General features: G+C 67.5%; 21 protein-coding genes. 16 read left to right on the top strand and 5 right to left on the bottom strand.

All coding sequences use genetic code 11. The annotated features are described in order from the left end of the window. Window positions 1-130 precede the first annotated feature (130 nt). Window positions 131-1,237 (top strand): heat-inducible transcriptional repressor HrcA, encoded by a 1,107-nt coding sequence (gene hrcA / locus Q7V45_RS14155; RefSeq protein WP_304853050.1) that lies wholly within the window; start codon window positions 131-133, stop codon window positions 1,235-1,237. Between the two features lie 106 nt (window positions 1,238-1,343). Here the strand turns inward: hrcA and Q7V45_RS14150 are convergent, their stop codons facing one another. Continuing rightward, the gene (locus Q7V45_RS14150; protein WP_304853046.1) at window positions 1,344-1,955 is read right to left on the bottom strand and encodes a L,D-transpeptidase; all 612 of its coding nucleotides are present in this window, start codon (window positions 1,953-1,955) and stop codon (window positions 1,344-1,346) included. Between the two features lie 52 nt (window positions 1,956-2,007). Here Q7V45_RS14150 and Q7V45_RS14145 point away from each other — a divergent pair, with 52 nt between their 5' ends. Next, complete coding sequence (locus tag Q7V45_RS14145; RefSeq protein ID WP_304853043.1) at window positions 2,008-2,709, top strand: fumarylacetoacetate hydrolase family protein; 702 nt, start codon at window positions 2,008-2,010, stop codon at window positions 2,707-2,709. A gap of 125 nt (window positions 2,710-2,834) precedes the next feature. Here the strand turns inward: Q7V45_RS14145 and Q7V45_RS14140 are convergent, their stop codons facing one another. Beyond that, on the bottom strand, window positions 2,835-3,776 hold the full coding sequence (locus Q7V45_RS14140) for a neutral zinc metallopeptidase (protein WP_304853040.1): 942 nt from the start codon (window positions 3,774-3,776) through the stop codon (window positions 2,835-2,837). A 67-nt stretch (window positions 3,777-3,843) separates the two neighbouring features. Here Q7V45_RS14140 and Q7V45_RS14135 point away from each other — a divergent pair, with 67 nt between their 5' ends. Both Q7V45_RS14135 and Q7V45_RS14130 read left to right on the top strand, forming a co-directional pair. After that, window positions 3,844-4,665 carry an exodeoxyribonuclease III gene (locus Q7V45_RS14135; protein ID WP_304853037.1) on the top strand — a complete coding sequence of 274 codons (822 nt, stop codon included), beginning with the start codon at window positions 3,844-3,846 and terminating at the stop codon, window positions 4,663-4,665. A gap of 12 nt (window positions 4,666-4,677) precedes the next feature. After that, a complete protein-coding gene (locus Q7V45_RS14130; RefSeq protein ID WP_370692602.1) occupies window positions 4,678-4,923 on the top strand; it encodes a GlsB/YeaQ/YmgE family stress response membrane protein in 246 nt (81 codons plus the stop codon). 4 nt (window positions 4,924-4,927) lie between these two features. On the opposite strand, the gene Q7V45_RS14125 is transcribed toward Q7V45_RS14130, so the two are convergent. The 3 genes from Q7V45_RS14125 to Q7V45_RS14115 are packed head-to-tail and all read right to left on the bottom strand — an operon-like array spanning window position 4,928 to window position 8,633. Continuing rightward, the gene (locus tag Q7V45_RS14125) at window positions 4,928-5,416 is read right to left on the bottom strand and encodes a class I SAM-dependent methyltransferase (RefSeq protein WP_304853034.1); all 489 of its coding nucleotides are present in this window, start codon (window positions 5,414-5,416) and stop codon (window positions 4,928-4,930) included. 26 nt (window positions 5,417-5,442) lie between these two features. Then, on the bottom strand, window positions 5,443-5,892 hold the full coding sequence (locus tag Q7V45_RS14120; RefSeq protein WP_304853032.1) for a cyclic nucleotide-binding domain-containing protein: 450 nt from the start codon (window positions 5,890-5,892) through the stop codon (window positions 5,443-5,445). 20 nt (window positions 5,893-5,912) lie between these two features. Then, window positions 5,913-8,633: an ABC transporter ATP-binding protein gene (locus Q7V45_RS14115; RefSeq protein ID WP_304853030.1), complete on the bottom strand. Its 2,721-nt coding sequence runs from the start codon at window positions 8,631-8,633 to the stop codon at window positions 5,913-5,915. A 170-nt stretch (window positions 8,634-8,803) separates the two neighbouring features. On the opposite strand from Q7V45_RS14115, the gene Q7V45_RS14110 reads away from it, so the two are divergent. From Q7V45_RS14110 to ccmB, 12 genes are all read left to right on the top strand, one after another. Further along, the gene (locus tag Q7V45_RS14110; RefSeq protein WP_304853028.1) at window positions 8,804-10,096 is read left to right on the top strand and encodes a glycosyltransferase family protein; all 1,293 of its coding nucleotides are present in this window, start codon (window positions 8,804-8,806) and stop codon (window positions 10,094-10,096) included. Window positions 10,097-10,110: 14 nt separating this feature from the next. Next, on the top strand, window positions 10,111-11,388 hold the full coding sequence (locus Q7V45_RS14105; RefSeq protein WP_304853025.1) for a glycosyltransferase family 4 protein: 1,278 nt from the start codon (window positions 10,111-10,113) through the stop codon (window positions 11,386-11,388). 2 nt (window positions 11,389-11,390) lie between these two features. After that, window positions 11,391-12,506 carry a glycosyltransferase family 4 protein gene (locus tag Q7V45_RS14100; protein WP_304853023.1) on the top strand — a complete coding sequence of 372 codons (1,116 nt, stop codon included), beginning with the start codon at window positions 11,391-11,393 and terminating at the stop codon, window positions 12,504-12,506. Beyond that, on the top strand, window positions 12,503-13,090 hold the full coding sequence (locus tag Q7V45_RS14095; RefSeq protein WP_304853021.1) for a histidine phosphatase family protein: 588 nt from the start codon (window positions 12,503-12,505) through the stop codon (window positions 13,088-13,090). The genes Q7V45_RS14100 and Q7V45_RS14095 overlap by 4 nt, the downstream gene beginning before the upstream one ends. Beyond that, window positions 13,087-14,235, top strand: a complete 1,149-nt coding sequence (locus Q7V45_RS14090) for a glycosyltransferase family protein (RefSeq protein ID WP_304853018.1) — start codon at window positions 13,087-13,089, stop codon at window positions 14,233-14,235. The genes Q7V45_RS14095 and Q7V45_RS14090 overlap by 4 nt, the downstream gene beginning before the upstream one ends. Continuing rightward, window positions 14,232-15,011 (top strand): polysaccharide deacetylase family protein, encoded by a 780-nt coding sequence (locus Q7V45_RS14085; RefSeq protein WP_304853014.1) that lies wholly within the window; start codon window positions 14,232-14,234, stop codon window positions 15,009-15,011. The genes Q7V45_RS14090 and Q7V45_RS14085 overlap by 4 nt, the downstream gene beginning before the upstream one ends. Next, window positions 15,008-15,511, top strand: coding sequence for a hypothetical protein (locus Q7V45_RS14080; RefSeq protein WP_304853011.1), 504 nt, complete (start codon window positions 15,008-15,010; stop codon window positions 15,509-15,511). The genes Q7V45_RS14085 and Q7V45_RS14080 overlap by 4 nt, the downstream gene beginning before the upstream one ends. Then, on the top strand, window positions 15,508-17,460 hold the full coding sequence (locus tag Q7V45_RS14075) for an ABC transporter ATP-binding protein (RefSeq protein WP_304853008.1): 1,953 nt from the start codon (window positions 15,508-15,510) through the stop codon (window positions 17,458-17,460). Before Q7V45_RS14080 ends, Q7V45_RS14075 begins: the two co-directional genes overlap by 4 nt. A gap of 1 nt (window position 17,461) precedes the next feature. Further along, window positions 17,462-18,460 (top strand): ABC transporter permease, encoded by a 999-nt coding sequence (locus tag Q7V45_RS14070; RefSeq protein WP_304853005.1) that lies wholly within the window; start codon window positions 17,462-17,464, stop codon window positions 18,458-18,460. Between the two features lie 7 nt (window positions 18,461-18,467). Beyond that, window positions 18,468-19,643: an ABC transporter permease gene (locus Q7V45_RS14065; RefSeq protein ID WP_304853002.1), complete on the top strand. Its 1,176-nt coding sequence runs from the start codon at window positions 18,468-18,470 to the stop codon at window positions 19,641-19,643. 418 nt (window positions 19,644-20,061) lie between these two features. After that, complete coding sequence (ccmA, locus tag Q7V45_RS14060) at window positions 20,062-20,736, top strand: heme ABC exporter ATP-binding protein CcmA (RefSeq protein WP_304852999.1); 675 nt, start codon at window positions 20,062-20,064, stop codon at window positions 20,734-20,736. Next, the gene (gene ccmB, locus Q7V45_RS14055; RefSeq protein WP_304852997.1) at window positions 20,733-21,398 is read left to right on the top strand and encodes a heme exporter protein CcmB; all 666 of its coding nucleotides are present in this window, start codon (window positions 20,733-20,735) and stop codon (window positions 21,396-21,398) included. Before ccmA ends, ccmB begins: the two co-directional genes overlap by 4 nt. The last annotated feature ends 10 nt before the right edge of the window (window positions 21,399-21,408 follow it).

The raw sequence follows: 21,408 nt of genomic DNA, 5'->3' as shown, positions 1-21,408 counted from the left end.
TTCTCCTGAGGGGCGGGCGGCCGGTGTAGCGCCCGAACGTTGGCGAATCCAGCCGGGATCCCTTGTTTCGAGGCCGGCGTTGAGGCCGGCGTTCATTGACCACCCTGCCCACACTACCTACATTTTTTCCATGGCGATCCACCGCATCGGTATTCCCGGGGGCGCCCTTGGCGATTCCCCGACAGGACAACGTCAGTCCGCCTCCGTGGCGGAGCTGAACGAGCGTGCCCGCGAGGTGCTGCGCCACGTCGTGGAAGGCTATGTCGAGACCGGGGAGCCGGTGGGCTCGCGCGCGCTGACCCGCAAGCTCACCGAGACGCTGTCGCCCGCCACCATCCGCAACATCATGGCCGACCTCCAGGATGCGGGCCTGCTCTATGCGCCGCATACCTCGGCCGGCCGCCTGCCGACCGACGCCGGGCTGAAACTGTTCGTGAATGGCCTGCTCGAGGTCGGCAACGTTTCGGAGGAAGAGCGGGAATCGATCGAGGCGCGCTGCGCGCCCTCGGGCCGCAGCGTCACCGAGGCGCTGGAACAGGCGACCGCGATGCTGTCGGGCCTGTCGCGCTGCGCCGGCCTCGTGATGGCGCCCAAGACCGAACAGCCGCTGAAGCACATCGAGTTCGTCAATCTCGGCCCCGGCCGCGCGCTGGTCGTCACGGTGACGCAATCGGGCCATGTCGAGAACCGCGTCATCGACACGCCGATCGGCATGCCGCCGTCGGCGCTGACCGAGGCCAGCAACTATCTCAATGCGCGGCTGAGCGGACGCACCTTCGACGAAGCGCGCCGGCTGATCCTGGAAGACATCAAGCTGAAGCGCGCCGAGCTGAACGACCTCACCGCGCGCGTGATCGAATCGGGCCTGGCGACCTGGTCCGGCGAGCCGGGCGGCGGCGCGCTGATCGTGCGCGGCCAGGCGCGCCTGCTCGAGGATATCACCGCGATCGAGGATCTGGAGCGCGTGCGCATCCTGTTCGATGCGCTGGAGCGCGGCGAGAGCTTCGTGCGCCTGCTCGAACTCGCCAATACCGCGTCGGGCGTGCAGATCTTCATCGGCGCCGACAACCCGCTGTTCGCCAACACCGGCTGCTCGATGGTGGTGGCGCCGTTCCGCGATTCGCAGGAGCGCATCCTGGGCGCCATCGGCGTGATCGGACCCACGCGGCTCAACTACGCGCGCATCATTCCCCTGGTCGACTACACCGCACGTGCGATTGGGCGGATGGTGAGTTAGGGGACCGATGTCATCCCGAGCGTAGCGAGGGACCTTTGCGCTGAAGCAGTTAAAGGTCCCTCGCTACGCTCGGGATGACAAATTTGCCTGCAACAACAGTCAGCGCTCACCAATCCTTCTCGTCGAAATCCTCGAACTGCTTGGCGCGCTCGTCTTCCTCTGAGGGGGGCGCTGCCTGCTCATCGGCGGCGTGTGAGAGGACGCGCAGGCGCGTTTCGCGGGTGAGCAACGGCAGCAGTTCCAGGAGATCGTTCCGCGAGAAGGCGACGCAGCCCTGGGTGCCGGCATAGTCGTCGCGCGCGATGTGGAGGAAGATCGCGCTGCCCCATTCGCCTTCCGGCGGATCGTCGTTGTAGCCGACCACGACGACGAGATCGTAGAGCCCGTCCTCGCGCCACATCTTCTCGGCGCCCCACTCGTTGGGGATGTGAACCAGCTTGTTGTAGCTGGGCGAGCGCGGGTCGTCGCACCAGCCGTCATGCTCGCTGATCGGCCGAGCCGGCAAAGCGACCTTGGGCAGGACCACCAGGTCGTTGCGGTAATAAATCCGGCGCAGCGGGAATTCGCCGACGGGCGTCGCCGAATCGCCCTCGACCTTGTCTTCGCGGATGCCGCCCGCGCCCACAGCGCAACGCCAGCGCCGGTCCCCCAGGGTGGCCCAGCCCAGCGAGGTATCGGCCGTATCGGCCTGCACGATCAGGACAGTCTCGTCGGTCATTGCCCAGTACTCCGGTGCCCTTCATAAAGGCACGCTCTTGAGGGAGAAAGCGATGGCTTATGTCGTAACGCCGCCGGCGACCATCGGCGTGCCGGTCCACGGAACCGGCGATCTGTTTCCGGTGCGCCGGATCTTCTGCGTCGGCCGCAACTATGCCGCCCACGCCCGCGAGATGGGACACGATCCCGACCGCGAGCCGCCCTTCTTCTTCACCAAGCCGGCCGACGCGATCGTGATCTGCGCCGACCCGAAGAATCCCACCAGGGTCGCCTATCCGCCTGCCACCAAGAACCTGCATCACGAGATGGAGCTGGTCGTGGCGATGAAGTCGGGTGGCAGCGACATTCCCGTCGAGAAGGCGCTGGAGCATGTGTACGGCTACGGCGTCGGCCTCGACATGACGCGTCGCGACCTGCAGAACCAAGCCAAGGACATGGGCCGCCCGTGGGACATGGGCAAGGGCTTCGACCAGTCCGCCCCGATCGGCGAGATTTATCCGGCCGCGAAAATCGGCCATCCCGCCAAGGGCACCATCCAGCTCGACGTGAACGGCAAGACCCGCCAGAAGTCGGATCTCAACGCGCTGATCTGGAGCGTCCCCGAGACGATTTCCTACCTGTCGGGCCTCGTCGAGCTGGCCGCCGGCGACCTGATCTATACCGGCACGCCCGATGGCGTGGCCGCGGTGGTGAAGGGCGACACGCTGTCGGGTTTCGTCGATGGCTGTGGCACGGTGACGTGCGTGCTGGTGTGATCACTTCCCCCGTCGTCCTGAGCGAAGCGCCGTAGGCGCGCAGTCGAAGGACTTTTTTTCCGATCGAGGAAAAGAGGTCTCTCCACTACGCGCCTGCGGCGCTCCGGTCGAGACGACGGGGTCTTTCAAAGTTGCTGCGCTCTAAACGTGTCGCACTGGCGGGGATCTCCCGTTGCGAGCCCCTTGCGGAACCAGCGCGCGCGCTGCGCACTGGTGCCGTGGGTGAAGCTGTCGGGCACGATCCGGCCCTGGCTCTGCTTCTGCAGCGCGTCGTCGCCGATCGCGCTCGCAGCCGCCAGCGCCTGATCGACGTCCTTGTCGTCGATCATCCGGCCGCCGCGTTGCCTGTCGGCGCGGTTGGCCCAGACCCCGGCGAAGCAATCGGCCTGGAGCTCGGTTCGCACCGATAGCGCATTGGCGTCGCGCTTGCTCATGCTCCGCTGCATCTGCTGGACCTTGCCCGAGATGCCGAGGAGGTTCTGCACGTGGTGGCCGATCTCGTGGGCGATCACATAGGCCTGAGGGAACTGGCCGGGCGCGCGGAAGCGCCGTGCCAGTTCGTCGAAGAAGCCGAGGTCGAGATAGACCCGCTGGTCGGCCGGACAATAGAACGGCCCCATTGCCGACTGGCCGACGCCGCACTCGGTGCGCGTGGCGCCGCGGAACAGCACCAGCTTGGGGTCGCGATACTGGCGACCCATGTCGCGGAAGATGTCCTGCCAGACATCCTCGGTGCTCTTCAGCACGCGCGACACGAACTGGGTCTCGGCATCGCCGGCCGGCGCGGGTGTGCCTGGCGTGCGGCTGGCCGAGGACGGCGCCGGCGCGTAGCTCGAGGTGCCTCCGCCGCCGCCCGCGATGTCGCTCAGGATGGCGCCGGGATCGGCGCCCATGATCATGGCAATGACGACGAAGGCCACCAGGCCGAAGCCGCCCTTGAACAGGCCGCCGCCACCTCCGCCCATGGGAACGGGGAAGCCGCCGCCGCCCAATCCCCCACCGCCGAACCCGCCGCCGTCGCCGCGGCGATCCTCGATGTTGTTGCTCTGGTCGCCATCCATCTGCATGGCTTAGGTCTCCTTGGCCGGGAAGTTCCCGGCGAGATCGTCTCCGGATCGTCTATAGTGCCCGGCGATGAGTCTCACCATTGCGACCTGGAACATAAACTCGGTCCGGCTGCGGATCGGAAACGTCGAACGGTACCTGAAGTTGCGCCAGCCCGATGTGCTGTGCCTCCAGGAGACCAAGTGCCCGGACGAATTCTTCCCGCACGAGGCCTTCGAACGCATGGGCTACACCCATCGCTTCGTGCAGGGGATGAAGGCCTATAACGGCGTGGCGATCCTGTCGAAGGTGCCGTTCGCCGCCGGCACCATCCATCATCGCTGCGGCAAGGAGGATTGCCGGCATGTCGAGGTCGCGCTCGATGTCGGGGGCGATCCGATCCTGCTCGACAATCTCTACATTCCCGCCGGGGGCGACATTCCCGACCCCGACCTCAACGTGAAGTTCGCGCACAAGCTCGATTTCTACCGCGAGATGGCGGACTGGTACGCGGGGCGCAAGCCCGGACCGCGCGCCCGCAAGGGCCTGCGCCGCATCACCGTGGGCGACCTCAATGTGGCCCCGCTGGAACACGATGTCTGGAGCCACAAGCAGCTCCTGAAGATCGTCTCGCACACGCCGGTCGAAGTGGAATTGTTCGAACGGCTCCAGGCGTCGCTCGACTGGATCGACGTGCCGCGCAAGTTCGTGCCCGAAGACCAGAAGCTCTATTCGTGGTGGAGCTATCGCAACACCGACTGGCGCGTCTCCAACCGCGGCCGGCGGCTCGACCACATCCTGGCGAGCCCCGCCCTTGCTGGCGCGATCCGCAGTCATCACATCGACGTCGATCTACGCGATTGGGAAAAGGCATCGGACCATGTGCCGGTGTCGGCAACGTTCGAGGTCTAGGGGGAGCCCGCCATGCTGCAAATCATCGTCACCATCCTGATCGGCTTCGTCGTCGGTCTCCTGGCCCGCTGGATCGGTCCCGGCGTCCAGATCCAGGGCTTCTGGATCACCGTCCTGATCGGTGTCGTGGGCTCGGTGATTGCCACCTATGGCGGTCAGGCGCTCGGCCTCTACCGTGCCGGCCGACCGGCTGGCTTCATCGGTTCAGTGATCGGCGCGATCGTCCTGCTGGCTCTCGTGCAGCTCTTCGGCAGATGAGCCTCTAACGCACGCGATAGAGAAAATACCGGTCCTTCGGCACGCCCGGAGGCTCGGGCAGGCGCTGCCAGCGCGCGACGTCGAGCGCCTGGTTGGCCAGCACGTAGCCGCCTGAAACGGCAAGCCGGTCGAGGGCCGGCCCCAGCCATTTGCCCATTTCGACATTGGCCTGGTGGTCGCCGGTGCCGAGATCGGTGTGGATCAGCGCGGCCGTTGCGCCGAGCTTTCGGGCGGCTTCGTCGATCGTGCGGTCGGCATCGCCGAGGAACAGCCGGTCGTCGGGCGGGACGCAGTCGGGATGGGCCGCCACCTTGCGTTCGAACACATAGATGTCCCGGCCGGGAAAGAGCTCGCGCAGATGGTCGTAGGTGCGGCCGTTGCCCAGGCCGACTTCAAGGATGGGACCCGGCACGGCGTCGAGGGCGGGCTTCAGGAAATTCAGGCAGTCGCGCTGCGCCTGCATGCGCGCGATGAAGCTGTCGAGACGACTCATAATGATGCGATGACTCTCACGGGTGATCAGCCGGCCTTGGTGGCGGCGCGAAGTTTCTGGTTGGTGTCCTCGAGCCGGTGCGCCAGCTCGCGCATGATCTCGATCGCCATCTCCGGGAACTCAGCGACCAGGCGATAGAACATGTCCTTGGTGATCTTGAGCGTGGCGAGTGGCTCCTTGGCCTTGATGGTCGCGGTGCGCGGCACGTCGCACAGGATGGCGATCTCGCCGAAGAAGCTGTTGCGCTTCATCTCGGCCACCGAGATCTGGCCGCTCGGCGTGTCGATCAGCACGTCGGCCGTGCCGCCCAGGATGACGTACATCGTGTCGCCGGGATCGCCCTGGCGACAGACTTCCTGGCCGACGCCGAAGTTCACCCGCTCGCTGGTGAAGGCCAGCAGCTTCAGCCTCGCCTGCTCGACCTTCGAGAAGATCGGCACACCCTTCAGCAGCTCCACCTCTTCGTTGAGGTTCATCGCGTCCTCCTCGATGCGCCCTACGCCGACGCCATCAGCTCGGTATAGAGCCCGCCTCTTGCCGCCAGCTCCGACGGCGATCCCCGGGCGACCACGCGGCCACCCTGCATAACGACGATCTGATCGAACGGCTCCGCCTGGTTGGGCCGGTTGGCGATCCAGAACACACCGGAGGCCCGCTCGGAAGCGTCGGCCAGGATGTTGTCGCGAATGCGGTCCTGGGTGCGACCGTCGAACATGGCCACCGCTTCGTTGACGACCACGAGCTGTGGCCTCTTGATCAGGGCGCGGGCGATTCCGAGCTTCTGGCGCTGGCTCGCCGGCAACCTCTTGCCGCCGACGCCGACATTGTACTCCAGGCCCACCCCGATCACCGAATCGCGCAGACCGAGCTCGTCGAACACCTGGGCGATCAAATTGCCGATGCGCTCGCCCGCCTGCGCCTGGCCGTACACCAGGCGCCCGAACAGGATGTTGTCCTGCAGGGTGGCGGCGCTGTTGTAGCGCTCGAAATCGTAGAATTCGACGGCGTCGCGCAGATTGGCCGGCAGGCCCTCGGCGAAGGCGCGGCGGGCGCCCAGGATCCGCTCCTCCATGGCCGCATCGATCAGGCCGAGGCGATGGCGCGCTTCGATGTAGCGGAACGGCAGCGTCATCAGGCGGATGCGGTCGGCCTCGGGCACCGCCTCGATGCCCTTGCCGCCGAGGCGTTGCAGCAGCAGGCGGACGTTGGGCAGCTCGTCGGCCGAGATGAAGCTGTACTGCTCGAACAGCGGATTGTCGGGCGACAGTCCGGAGAACAGCTCGACCATGGTCTCGGCGATGCTGAGACCCATGCGCTGCAGTTCGACGTCGAGCCCGGTCTTCTGCAGCACCGACATCACGTAGGGATCGGCCGCGAGATTGTCGCCATCGAACTGCTTGCCTAGCGCCGTGCCGAACAGCAGGTTTTCGGCGACCGACAGGTTCTTGTTGTAGTGGTCGTCGTTGAACGGCTCGACCAGGCCGGCATAGGTGCCGTCCTGCAGATGCTCGTGCAGCGTATGCCGCGCCTTCAGGATCTTCTCGGCCAGATCGGGCCGCACGGCCGCGTCGACGGTGCCGCGCAGGCCCAAGGAATAGATGTCTTCGTCGAGCTCGACCTGCTTCAGCACCCGCACCATGCAGGGCAGCAGGTCGGCCGGGCCGGTGGCGCCGGCCAGCTCGTAGTCGACCCAGTCGGCATTGGGATCGAAGGCCGGATTGCCGGCGCGCTCCGATTCCTTCCAGAACGCCTCGCGAATCACCTTCGTGGCCTCGTCATAGGCTGCCGGTGCCACGGGCCGAAGCTTCAGGCCGAACAGGAGATTGTCGCGGACGGTAAGCGGGAAGAGGTAGGTGTCCTGTCCGACATAGGCCAGCCGTGCGCCGATGACATACTCCGGCACCTGGAAAAAATCCTTGCCGTCGATGCGGATCGTGCCGCTGGCCGGCAGGGTCTGGCGTGCCAGCACCTGGCCCAGCACTTCCTTGCCCGACCCCGAACCACCGATCACCGCCACCCGACTGCTGGTCGGCAGGGTCAGCGAGAGGGTGTCGAGCTGCTTCACGCGGCCGTCCTCGGTCACGACCACCCCGACCAACGCCAGCTCCTTGCCGAGCGGCGGCGGCGGCCCGTCAGGGATCGCCTGCAGCTCCGGCGGCATCATGCCCTCGGGCTGGAACTGGTCGATCACCTGCTCGTACTTGATCTGCACGTCCTGGCGCTGCTGGTCCCAGTCGATCAGCTCCTTGATCGGCGACGGCAGGTCCTTGTAGGCGAGGAGCACGCCGACCACGGCGCCGACGTCCATCTGGCCGGTGATCGCGAAGTAGCCGCCCACCAGGTAGATGGCGAAAGGCGTCGCCTGCGAGAGGATGTTGTTCCAGAACTTGGCGACGAACTTCTTCTGGTAGAGGTCGAAGCGGATCTTGAAGATGCGTCCCAGTCGTTCGGAAATATCGGCACGTTCGTAGTTGGCGGCGCCGTGGATGTGGATCTCATGCACGCCGTCGGCGGTCTCGGCGATGCGGCCGGCGAGCTGGCGGGCCGAAATCTGCCGCTGGCGGCCCAGCACCAGCACGGGCTTCCGGAGGCGCGGGATGATCGACATCTGCACGGCGAGCAGCACGATCACGATGATCCCGAGCAGCCAGTTCTGCATCATGATGAAGATGATGGCCGTCAGCGCCTGGCCGCCCAGGAACATCGGCTGCACGAATGCGTCGCCGATGAACCCGCCCAGCGGCTCGACCTCGTCCTTCACCATGGTGGCGAGCTCGGCCTGCTTGACCTTGCGGAAATGGGCCGGCGGGAAGCGCAGGATGCGGTCGTAGAGTTCGTAGCGCAGGCGGCGCAGCATGCGCTCGCCCATGCGGCCCTTCTGGGTGTTGATCGTCTTCTTGAACAGGCCGTTGACGATGACGGCCCCCAGGAAGACGAAGCTCATCACCACGAGATACTGGAGCTGGTCGACCTGGAATCCGTCAAAGAACCGGATGACCCTTCCCGGGAAGATGGCGGAGAGGTCCAGTTCCCAGACCAGGAAGGGGATGGTCTTGCTGTCCTTGAACGCGTTGCCCTGGATGCCGTTATTGATGACCGACTTCGGCACCGTCAGCGACATGAAGTAGAAAACCTGGGCCAGGACCACCAGCAGCAGGATTACGATCTGCTCGGGCCGGCTGTGCCGCCAGATGTAGGAGAAGAGACTGCGTTCCATGAATCCTGCGTCGCCGCCGTCGCGCCTCACCCTATAGGCGATCAGTGCCTTGATTACATTAGATATTTGCCGGGTTGCCGCACCCGGGTTCGCGGCACCCCCGGCTTGTGGCATAGTCGGCTCGACGTTCACCGGTCGGGGCAGTAGCCGCTTCGGCGAGGGAGAGGCCCATGCCCACCAGCACCCGGTCCAAGCGCGTACTACTCTATAGCCACGATTCCTTCGGCCTCGGCCATGTGAGTCGCTGCCGCACGATCGCCAATGCCATCGTCGAGGCCGACCAGTCCGTGTCGGTGCTCATCCTGTCGGGCTCGCCGGTCGTCGGTTCCTATGAATTCCGCTCGGGCGTGGACTTCGTGCGCATTCCCGGTGTCGTGAAGATCGAGACCGGCGAATACGACTCGGCCAACCTGCGCATGAACGTCGAGCACACGCTCGAGATGCGCACCCGCATCATCCGCGACACCGCCGACATCTTCCGCCCCGACCTCTTCATCGTCGACAAGGAGCCGCTCGGGCTGCGCGGCGAGGTCGGTCCCGCCCTGCGCCTCCTGAAGGAGCGCGGCACGCCGCTGGTCCTCGGTCTGCGCGACGTGATGGACGATCCCGCCCAGCTGGCCAAGGAATGGGAACGCAAGAACGTCGTGCCGGCGCTGCGCGATCTCTATGACGAGATCTGGGTCTATGGGCTGCCGCAGATCAACAAGCCGCTGACCGGCATCGATGTGCCGCCGTCGGTGCGTCACAAGATGGTCTATACCGGCTATCTGCGGCGCGAATTGCCGCTGCATGGCGAGGTGCCGCACGAATTGGAGGAGATCGAGGGTCCCTTCATCCTGGTGACGCCGGGCGGTGGCGGCGACGGTGTCGAGCTGGTCGACTGGGTGCTGGCCGCCTACGAGACCGACCCGAACATTCCCTACGGGGCGGTCATCGTGTTCGGCCCGTTCATGCCGGCCACGGCGCGTGAGGCCTTCAAGGAACGGGCCGCGAAGTTCCCGAACATCCGGACGTTGACCTTCACCAACAACCTCGGCGCGCTGATGCAGCGCGCCGCGGGTGTCGTCGCGATGGGCGGCTACAACACGTTCTGCGAGATCCTGTCGTTCGACAAGCGGGCGATCATCGTGCCGCGCACGCACCCGCGCCTCGAGCAGTTCATCCGCGCCCGCGCCGCCCGCAACATCGGCCTGATCGAGATGCTCGATCCCGGCCGCGGCCTCGACCCGCAGGCGATGGCCACGGCCCTGCGCCACCTGCCGCAGCAGGGCCTGCCGAGCGACGTCGTGGTGCCAGGCCTGCTCGACGGGCTGGGCAGCGTCTGGCGGCTCGTCTCCAAGCAGCTTTCCAATCCGCATCGCGGGCCGGCGTCGCTCGGCGTTGCGGAGTCGCCCGTTGCGAACGCGGCCGGCGAGCTCGCCTCGGCGGAGCTGGCCCCCTTGCCGGAACGCCACCGAAGCTGATTTCCGGAAGGCGAATGTCGAACGAAAACAACGGGCCCAAAGTCGCGGTCATCCTGAAGGGCTGGCCGCGCCTCTCCGAGACGTTCATTGCCCAGGAGATCGCAGGCCTCGAGGCGCAGGGCGTGGTGCTGGAACTCTGGTCGATGCGTCGTCCGACCGACAAGGCACGCCATCCGGTGCACGATCGCGTCGCGGCCCGCGTCGTCTATCTCCCGGAATATCTGAAGGACGAGCCTAGGCGCGTGTTCGCGGCCTGGCTCAAGGTGCGCCGTTTGCCCGGATACGGCGCGGCGCGCGCCAAGTTCCTCGCCGACCTCCGGCGCGACCGCACCGCCAATCGCGTGCGACGCTGGGGCCAGGCGCTGGTGCTGGCGGCCGAGCTCCCGGACACGATCGAGCGGCTCTACGCGCATTTCCTGCACACGCCGGCCTCGGTGACGCGCTATGCCGCCACCCTGCGCGGCCTGCCGTGGAGCGTGTCGGCCCATGCCAAGGACATCTGGACCAGCGAGCCCTGGGATGTGCGCGAAAAGCTGGCGGATTGCGCCTGGCTGGTGACCTGCACCAATGTCGGCCTGCAACGGCTGAAGGAACTGGCGCCGGCGCCCGAAAAGCTGCGGCTCGTCTATCACGGGCTCGATTTCGCCCATCTGCCGCCGCCGCCGGCGGCGCGACCGCCGCGCGACGGTTCGGATCCTGCCGATCCCGTCGTGATCCTTTCGGTCGGCCGCAAGGTCGAAAAGAAAGGCTATGACGATCTTCTGAACGCGCTGGCACAGCTGCCGCACGGTCTGCACTGGCGCTTCGAGCATGTCGGCGCGGGTGAACTCTCCGACGCTCTGAAGGCCCAGGCTGCCGCCCTCGGCATTGCCGATCGCTGCACCTGGCAGGGCGGCCAGCCGCAGAAGGCGGTGTTCGCGGCCTTGGCCCGTGCCGATCTGTTCGTGCTGGCGAGCAAGAAGGCCGCCGACGGAGACCAGGACGGACTGCCCAACGTGTTGATGGAGGCGGCGCATCAGGGCCTGCCCCTCGTATCGACGCAGGCCGCGGCCATCGGCGAATTCGTCGAGGATGGCCAGACCGGCCTGCTGGTGCCGCCGGCCGCGCCGCGCGAGCTCGGTGGTGCGCTCGCCCGCATGATCGCCGATCCGGTGCTGCGGCAGAGGCTGGCGCAGCGCGCCGGAGAGGTCGTGCGCACGCGCTTTTCCTACGAGGCCGGCGTCGAATGGATCGCGTCGGCGTTGCAGGACCGGCACCGCGAGAGCACCGTCACGGCGCGCGCCGCGGAGTAGCCATGCGCGTGCTGCTGCACACGCCGTTGAAGGCACCCGACAGTCCCGTGCCTTCGGGGGATCGCGAGATGGCGCGCGGGCTGGCGCGCCTCCTCGAACGTATCGGCCACGCGGTCACGATGCCGGACGCGAGCCGCGTCGCGCCCGGTGTGCCGCCGGTCGCCGCGCATCTGTCGCTGGAGCGGCGCGCGCGCGCGCAGGCAGGGCGGTTGATCACACGCTGGCGGGCGCTGCCCGCGCATCATCCGGAGCGCTTCGATCTCTGGTTCACCTATCACTGCTACTATCGCAAGCCCGATTGGCTGGGTCCCGTGGTGACCCAGGCGCTGGGTGTTCCTTACGTGATCGCCGAGGCTTCGCATGCGCCGCGCCGGGCCCAGGGACCGACACGGGCCGGCCATCGCGCCGTCGAGCGGGCGCTGGCTGCGGCCGACCTCGTGCTGACCGTCAATCCGCGGGACATGGCCGGGGTGAAGGCGCGGCTGCGGCCCGGTGCGCGCCAGGTCTGGCTGCCGCCCTTCATCGACGTCGCGCCGTTCCAGGTTCCGTTGGGCCGAGACCCCGGCCGGCCGCCCCTGTTGCTCAGCGTCGGCATGATGCGCACGCGCGACAAGCTCGAGTCCTATCGCGTGCTGGCCCGCGCCTTCGCCCTGCTGGGGGACAGGGAATGGCGCGCCCTGCTGGTCGGCGACGGTCCCGCGCGCGCCGAGATCGAGGGGTTGATGGCGCCTTTCGGCTCCCGCGTGCGCTTTGCCGGCGCCGTGCCGCACGTCGAGTTGCCGGCACTCTACGCGTCGGCGGACCTTTACCTTTGGCCCGCAATCAACGAAGCGTATGGCATGGCCTTTCTCGAAGCTCAGGCGGCCGGCTTGCCCGTCGTCGCCGGCCGCACCGGCGGCGTGCCCGCGGTCGTGGCCGACGGTGTCACGGGTCAGCTGACGCCGATCGGCGATGCGGCTTCCTTCGCGGCGGCCGTGGCCCGGCTGCTGGAGGATCCGGCCGAACGCGCACGCCTTGGCACCGCCGCGGCGCACCGGGTGGCGGCGCATCACGACGAGCGTGCCGCGGCGCACGCGCTGCGGGCGGCCCTCGCGACCTTGCGGGGCGTGAAGCGATGAGGGCCGTGCCCTTCGCGCTGCTGCGCCACGTCCCGACGCGCTGGAATGCCGCCGGCCGCCTGCAGGGACTGACCGACACCGGCCTCAGCCCCGAAGGCGAGGCGGCGGCGCGGCAATGGCGCCTGCCGCCGCCGGCCGCGCACTGGAAGCGCCTGAGCAGCCCGTTGCAACGCGCGCGCCGGACGGCCGAACTCGTGCAGCCCTCGGCGCCTGTCGCCATCGATTCGCGTCTGCGCGAGATGAGTTTCGGCGTCTGGGAAGGCTTCACGGTGGAGCAGCTGCGCGCGACCGGCGGCGAGGTCTTCGCGGCGGCGGAAGCGGCCGGCCTCGACTTCCATCCGCCCGGCGGAGAGTCGCCGCGCCTCGCGATGGCCCGCCTGTCGCACTGGAGTTCGACGCTGACGGAACCCGTGGTCGCGGTATCGCACAAGGCCGCGATCCGCGCGCTGCTGGCTTGGGCGACCGGCTGGAACATGCTGGGTCGTCCGCCGCACAAGCTCGACTGGACGTGTCTGCACTTCTTCGTGGCCCACGGCGACGGCCGCGTGACGATCGAGCGGCTCAACGTGTCGCTCACCTCATGACCGCGCGCGTCTTCTTCTACGTGCAGCACCTGCTGGGCATCGGCCATCTGCGCCGCGCCGCTGCCCTGGCGCGGGCGCTGGCGGCAGGTGGCTTCGACGTGCTGCTGGTCTCCGGCGGCGCCCCGGTCGACGGGCTGGCGCTGGGCGGCGCCCGGCTTCATCAACTGCCCCCGGTGCGCGCCGCCGACGCACGGCTCAAGGAACTGGCGCGGCTCGACGGCACGCCGGTCGACGAGGCTTTCCGCGCGACGCGCACGCGCCAACTGCTCGATCTGTTCGAGGCCGAGGAACCCGACATCCTGCTCACCGAGCAGTTCCCCTTCGGCCGCACGCAGCTGCGCTTCGAGCTGCTGCCGTTGCTCGAGGCGGCGCAGGACCGGCCATCGGCGCCGTGGATCGTATCGTCGATCCGCGACGTGCTGCGCCGCACCGCGTCGCCGGCAAGGGTCGACGAGATGGTCCAGACGTTCGAGGCCTTCGACACCGTGCTGGTCCACGCCGATCCTGCCCTGGTGCGACTGGACGACAGTTTCCCCGCCTGGCCCGACATCCAGGACCGCGCGCTCTATACCGGCTACGTCATGGATTCAGAGGCCATGCCGGCTTCCGGGGACACTGTCGGCAAGGGTGAGGTGATCGTGTCGGCCGGAGGCGGCGCCGTCGGCGCCCCGCTTCTTCATGCCGCCATCGCGGCGCGGCCGCTCTCGCCCCTGGCCGATCGCCGGTGGCGCCTTCTGGTCGGGCCGAACATGCCGGAAGCGGAAACAGAAGTGCTCCGCGCGTCTGCCGGTGACGGCATCATCGTCGAGCCGGTGCGCGCCGACTTTCCGTCGCTGCTCCGCAACGCCGTGCTGTCGGTCTCGCAGGCCGGCTACAACACGGTGGTCGAGACGCTCTGCCATGGCGATCGCGCCGTCCTGGTGCCGTTCGGCACGGCGCGTGAAACCGAGCAGGCCGATCGCGCGCGCGTGCTGGTCGAGCGCGGCATGGTCGCCTCGGTCGCGCCCGACGATCTGACGCCCGCGAGCCTCGCGGCCGCCATCGGCAGGGCATGGGCCGGCCCTTCGATCCGCAGCTTTCCGCCGGTCGATGCGAACGGCGCCGCCGCCACGGTCGCCGCGCTGAAGCAGATGGTGATGCCATGAGCAGCTGGCAGGCGCTCGCCGACGAGGCAGCGCGCTGGCGCGACGAGGGCCGAATCGCCGAGCTGTGGTGGCGCGACGACGACGCTACCGATGCCGGCCCTGCTCTCGATCGCCTCCTCGCCATCGTACGCGACAGGGAAACGCCGCTGGCGATGGCCGTGGTGCCGGCTCGAGCCACGGCGGCACTGGCGGACCGACTTGCCGGAGAGCCCGGCGTCGACGTGCTGCAGCATGGCTATGCTCACACCAGTCATTCGGTCGCGCCGGAGAAGAGTATCGAGCTCGGCCTGCAGCGCCCTGCGATGCTGACCCTTGGCGAGCTCGGCACCGGCTGGATGGCGCTGGAGCGACTGTTCGGCTCGCGGGCGCTCGCTGTCATGGTACCGCCATGGAACCGTATTGCGCCGGTGCTGGTGCCGACCCTGCCGGAGATCGGCTATCGCGGCCTTTCGACGTTCGGGCCGCGCCCGCGTCTCCATCCGGTTCGCGGCCTGCTGCAGGTCAATACTCATGTCGACCTGATCGACTGGAAGGGCGGTCGCACCTTCGCGGGTGAAGAGACGGTGCTTGCCGCCCTCGTGACCGCGCTCGCACGTGCACGCGGCGGCGACGGCGAGCCGATCGGCATCCTCAGTCATCATCTTGCGATGGACGCCGGGGCATGGGATTTCCTAAGGTCCTTGTGGGAAAGAATGACAAAGCTGGAGAACATCCGTGTGCGCAGCGCGCGCGAGCTGTTTGCTCCTGAAGCCGGACGTCGGGGAGGGCGCGGGTGACTTCCGCAGATTTGCGCTATCCGCAGCAGACGCTGGTGGCGGACTATCTGCGCGCCGCGGCGGGCGTGGCATTGTGCGGCGCGCCGCTCCTGCTGCTCGACGTCAACCGCTGGCTGGCGGCATTCCTGCTGGTGGGTTTCGCGCTCTTTGCGCTGTTTCTGGTTCGCACGGCCCTGCGCCATCGCACGCGCTTCGTCCTGGGGCCGGATACGCTCTGCGCCGACGGGCCCGTCGGAACTCTGGTGGAGTGGAATCGTCTCGACCGGCTGAAACTCAGCTATTTCTCGACCAAGCGCGATCGATCGGACGGATGGATGCAGCTTAGCGTCGGCTCGACAGGCGGCAGATTGATAAAGGTCGATTCCACGCTGGAAGGCTTTCACGATATCGTGGAGCGGGCGGCGCGGGCGGCCGAGGCGACAGGTGCGCCGCTCAGCGATGCGACGCGGGCGAACCTGAGATCGATGGGCATCGTGGTGGTGGGTCGGGAAGAATTATGAAGGATCTGCTGCGCGTCGAGGACCTGACCGTCGAATTCGGGGTGCACGAAGGCGTGCTGCGCGCCGTCGACAAGGTGTCGTTCTCGATCCCGCCCGGCGGCACGGTGGCGCTGGTGGGCGAGTCGGGGTCGGGCAAGTCGGTCTGCAGCCAGGCGATCATGGGTCTGCTGCCGCGCACCGCGACCATCGCCTCCGGTTCCATCCTGTTCCAGGACCCGCGCGTCAACCAGGGCGTCGTCGACATCGCCCGCATCGATCGCGCTGGTCCGGCCATGCGGCGCATCCGCGGTGGCCAGATCTCGATCATCTTCCAGGAACCGATGACCTCGCTGTCGGCCCTCCACACGGTGGGCGACCAGATCGGCGAGGCCGTCGAGCTGCACGGCGGGCAACCCGGCAGTCCTCTGGGCGGCGAGGCCGGGCGCAAGCTCAGCCGCGCCGAGATCGACGGGCTCACGATGGACATGCTGCGCATGGTGGGCTTTCCCGATCCCAAGCGGGCGCTCAGGACTTATCCCTTCGAATTGTCCGGCGGGCTGCGCCAGCGCGCCATGATCGCCATGGCCCTGGTCTGCCGGCCGGCGTTGCTGATCGCCGACGAGCCGACGACCGCGCTCGACGTCACCATCCAGGCCCAGATCCTGCGCCTGATGAAGGATCTGCAGTCCGAATTGGGAATGGCGCTGCTGATGATCACCCACGATCTCGGCGTGGTCGCCAACGTCGCCGACGACGTGGTCGTGATGTATCGCGGCAAGGTCGTCGAATCGGGCGACCTGCGCGACATCTTCCGCGATCCGCAGCATCCCTACCTCAAGGCGCTGCTGCATGCGGTACCGCGCTTCGACATGGAGCCTGGCGAGCGGCTGCAGCCGATCCGCGAGATCAAGGGCACGACCGGCCATCTGTTGAAGGAGAAGCCGGTCTCCGCCCCCACCGAGACGTTCAATCCCGACGCGCCGGTGCTCAAGGTGCGTCACGTCACCAAGACGTTCACCATCCGCAAGGCCGATACGCTGATGGAACAGCTGATGGGCCGCGGAACGACGCGCTCCATCCGCGCCGTCAACGACGTGAGCTTCGACGTGCTGCGCGGCGAGTGCCTCGGTCTGGTCGGTGAATCGGGGTGCGGCAAGACCACGCTCAGCAAGATGCTGATGCGCGGCGTCTCGGCCGACGCCGGTCAGGGCGGCCGCGTGATCTTCGACGACTGGGGCCGCAAGATCGACGTGTTCAGCCTCGAAGGCACAGAGCTCAACCGTTTCCGCACCAAGCTGCAGTTCATCTTCCAGGACCCGTTCGGCTCGCTCAATCCGCGCATGACGGTGTTCGACATCCTGGTCGAGCCGCTGGTCATCCATAAGATCGGCGACGACGCCTATCGACGCGAGATGGTGGCCGAGTTGATGGAGATGGTCGGTCTCGACCGCCGGCACCTGAGCCGCTATCCGCATTCGTTCTCAGGCGGCCAGCGTCAGCGAATCGGCATCGCGCGCGCGCTCGCGCTTAGGCCCGACATGGTGATCTGCGACGAGCCGGTCTCGGCGCTCGACGTGTCGATCCAGGCGCAGATCCTGAACCTGCTCAAGGACCTGCAGAAGCAGCTCGGCCTCACCTACCTCTTCATCAGCCACAATCTCGCGGTGGTCGACTACATCGCCGACCGTATCGCCGTGATGTGCGCCGGCCGCCTGGTCGAACTGGCGCCGGCCGGCGAGCTGTTCCGCAACCCCATGCATCCCTATACCAAGGCCCTTCTGTCGGCGGTGCCGATGCCCGATCCCGACGCCCGCCTCGATCTCGGGGCGCTGATGGAGGGCAAGGCGTCCGATCCCTCGGTCTGGCCCGAGCCATTCCGCGACGACGGCCAGACGCCGCTTCTCTGGACCGAGGCCGAACCCGGTCATTTCGTGCGCGTCTCGCAATCCGCCGGACGAGAGGTGGTCTGATATGCTGCACTTCATTGTCCGCCGCATCCTGCTGATGATCCCGACGCTGTTCGTGATCAGCGCGCTCGTCTACTTCATCATCGACCTGCCGCCCGGCGACTGCGTCACCTCGCAGATCGAGGAGCTGCTGGCGCGCGGCGATCCCGACGCCCACCAGCGCGCCGACGAGCTGCGCGAACTCTACGGCCTCAATCACCCGCTCTGGCAGCGTTACCTGGAATGGGTCGCCGGCATCTTCCGCTGGGACTTCGGGCTGTCGTGCCAGGACACGGTGCCGGTCTCGGACCTGATCGGCGAACGGATGATGCTCACCATCATCATGGAGACCTGCACGATCATCTTCATCTGGGTCGTGTCGTTCGTCATCGGCGTCTACGCCGCGACGCATCAGTACAAACTGGGCGACTACGTTGCCTCGTTCATCGGCTTCATCGGCCTGTCGATCCCGAACTTCCTGCTGGCGCTGGTGCTGCTCTATGTCGGCAAGGTCTATTTCGGCCTGTCGATCGGCGGCCTCATGGACCCCGAATACATCGACCAGCCGCTGAGCTGGGGCAAGGCCGTGTCGGTGATGCAGCATCTCATCATTCCGGTCGTCGTGATCGGCATGTCGGGAACCGCCGGCATGATCCGCCGGCTGCGCGCCAACCTGCTCGACGAGCTGCAGAAGCAGTACGTCGTCACCGGCCGGGCCAAGGGCCTGCCGCCGATGAGGCTGCTGGTGAAGTATCCCCTGCGGCACGCCATCAACCCGTTCGTCGCCGACATCGGCGGCCTGCTGCCCGACGTCATCTCCGGGTCGGTCATCGTCTCGGTGGTCCTGTCGCTGCCGACCACGGGTCCCATGCTGCTGAGCGCGCTCAAGACCCAGGACGTCAACCTGGCCGCCACCTTCCTGCTGTTCGTGGCGGCGCTTACCGTCGTCGGCATGCTGATCTCGGACCTGGCGCTCGCCGCGCTCGATCCGCGCATCCGCTTCGGCGCAAGTTCGGAAAAGTGAGGGTGCCATGACCGACACGACACCCAATCCTCCGCGCCGCACGCCCCACTTCGTCTCGCAGGAGCCGTGGGACCCCTACGTCGCCGACAAGCTGACCGCCGAGCAGGAACGCTACTACATGGCGGGCCAGTGGAAGCTCATGTGGTGGCGCTTCCGCCGCCACAAGCCGGCCGTCATTTCCATGGTCTTCCTGCTGCTGATGTACTTCTCGACGCTCATCAGCGAGTTCATCGCGCCCTACGACCTGCATACGCGGCACTCGCGCTACATCTTCGCCGCCCCGCAGTCGGTCCATCTCTTCCACGAGGGCTCCTTCCTCGGGCCGTTCGTCTACGGCCTCAAGATGGAGCGCGATCCGGCCACCCTGCAGCGCATCTACTCGCCCGACACGACCAAGCCGCAGAAGCTGCGCTTCTTCTGCCTGGGCGAGAGCTACGAATTCTGGGGCCTGATCGAGGGCCGCTTCCACTTCGTCTGCCCCCCGGAGGACGGGACCCTGTTCCTGCTCGGTACCGACCGATTGGGAAGGGACATGTTCAGTCGCATCGTCTACGCGGCCCGCATCTCGCTCACCATCGGCATCATCGGCATCGCGCTGTCCTTCGCGCTCGCCCTGATCCTGGGCGGGTTGGCGGGCTATTACGGCGGCTGGATCGACAGCGTCGTCCAGCGGCTGACCGAGATCATCAAGAGCTTCCCGCACCTGCCGCTGTGGCTCGCTCTGTCGGCGGCCCTGCCTGTGACCTGGTCGCCGCTGCTGGTCTATTTCGGCATCACCATCATCCTGGCGCTGCTCGACTGGCCGGGCCTCGGACGCGCCGTCCGCTCCAAGCTCCTGTCGCTGCGCGAGGAGGATTACGCGGCGGCGGCCCAGATGATGGGCGCCAAGCCCGCCCGCATCATCGGCCGGCACCTGCTGCCCGGCTTCATGAGCCACCTGATCGCCTCGGCCACCCTGTCGATCCCATCGATGATCCTGGCCGAGACGGCGCTGTCGTTCCTCGGCCTCGGCCTGCGGCCGCCGATCACCTCGTGGGGCGTCCTGCTGAACGAGGCGACGGACATCAACGTCGTGGCGGTGAACTGGTGGCTGATGCTGCCGGTGGTGCCGGTGATTCTCGTGATCCTGGCGTACCAGTTCATGGGCGACGGTATGAGAGATGCGGCGGATCCCTACGCCTAAGCGCTGCGCGCTTAGGCGTGGCGGGCGGCAGGGCCTGTAATCAGGCCCGGGAGCCCGCACGGTTCAGAACGGATGAGGGTGGTGAAACACCCTCAAACCTTCGAAATCCATATCTATTCTGCACCGAGCGAGCTCTCGGGCCTTCGTCGCTGCGCGCCTGCAGGCCCTGCCGCTCGCCAAATCGGGGTATTTGAGCCGCAAGCGGCTCAAATACCCCGATTTTGCCCCATTTGGGTCTAGCGACAGCCACGCCGGGCTTCCATCTAGGTTGGGTATCTCCCCCGAACGTGGTCCCCCCAAAGCCACGTTCTAGCCTCCTCGGAGGCGCTCAGGCCGTCATCTCACCTCCCCCGAGATGACGGCCTTTTTCTTTGCCCGCGGGCGGCATGCCCCCTGCCCACATGCTACGAGGGCGCCCATGGTGCCTCCGCTTCTCGAAGTGACCGGCCTGTCCTGCCGCCGCGGCGGCCGGCCGGTGTTCGACCGCCTGTCCTTCGGGCTGGGCGCGGGCGAGCTGCTGGCGCTGACGGGCCGCAACGGCAGCGGCAAGACCAGCCTGCTGCGGGCGCTCGCCGGACTGACGCCGCCGGAGGCCGGGACGGTCGCCTGGCAGGGCGTCGACGTCGCCGAGGATCCCGAGACCTGGCGCGGCCGGCTGGCCTGGCTCGGCCATCTCGAGGGGCTGAAGGGCGACCTCACGGTGATCGAGAACTTGGCTGTGGCCGAGCGGCTGCGGGGCGGCGAGGCCGGCGACCGGCTGGACGGCGCCCTGGTGGCCCTCGATCTCACCGGACTGGCCGCACGGGAGGTGCGCACTCTTTCGGCGGGGCAGCGTCGCCGCACGGCGCTGGCCCGGGTGGTGCTGTCCCAGGCGCCGCTCTGGCTGCTCGACGAGCCGCTGAACGCGCTCGATGCACCGGCGCAGGCAGCCTTCCGGACGGCCCTGCAGGCCCATCTCGCGGCGGGCGGACTGGCCATCGCCGCGACCCACGCGGAGCTGGGCATCGAGGGACGCTCGCTCGAACTCGGCCCAACCCTTTCAAGCACCTCTCCCCCGCTAGGGGGAGAGGAACATGATGGTGACGTCGCATGAGCGGCTTCACGACGCTCCTCATGCGCGACCTGCGCCTGGTGCTGCGGCGGCCGGGCGATGTCGGTGTCGTGCTGGCCTTCTTCGTCGTGGCGACGGTGCTGTTCCCGCTGGGCATCGGCCCGGAGACCAATGTGCTGGCGCGCATCGCGGCGGGCGTCCTGTGGTGCGCCGCGTTGTTTGCAGCACTTCTGTCGCTGGAGCGGCTGTTTGCCGCCGACTACGAGGACGGCACGCTCGACCTGCTGCTGCTGGCGCCGTGGCCGCTCGAGCTGGCGGCGCTGGCCAAATGCCTCGCTCACTGGATCGTGACCGGCCTGCCGCTCAGCCTGCTGGCGCCCGTGCTGGGCGTCGCCTTCGGCCTCGACGGGCAGAGCCTGCTGGCGCTGGGCGCCACCCTGCTGGTGGGCACGCCCACTTTGTCGTTGATCGGCGGGCTCGCGGCGGCCCTCACGCTGGGGGCGCGCAAATCCGGCGCGCTGCTGGCGCTGCTCGCGCTGCCGCTCTGCGTGCCGACCCTGATCTTCGGCGCCGGCGCGATCGAGACGCTGGCGGCGGGTGACGGCATCGTGACACATGTCGCGATCCTCGCCGCTCTTGCATTGGTCGCCCTGGCCACGACGCCTTGGGCGATTGCCGCAGCCTTGCGGCAAGCCGGCGAATAGGGAGGATGGG

Source organism: Reyranella sp. (assembly GCF_030651995.1).
GTDB lineage: Bacteria > Pseudomonadota > Alphaproteobacteria > Reyranellales > Reyranellaceae > Reyranella.
The sequence above is the reverse complement of the archived record's forward strand: the minus strand, read 5'-3'. Positions and strand labels throughout refer to the sequence as shown.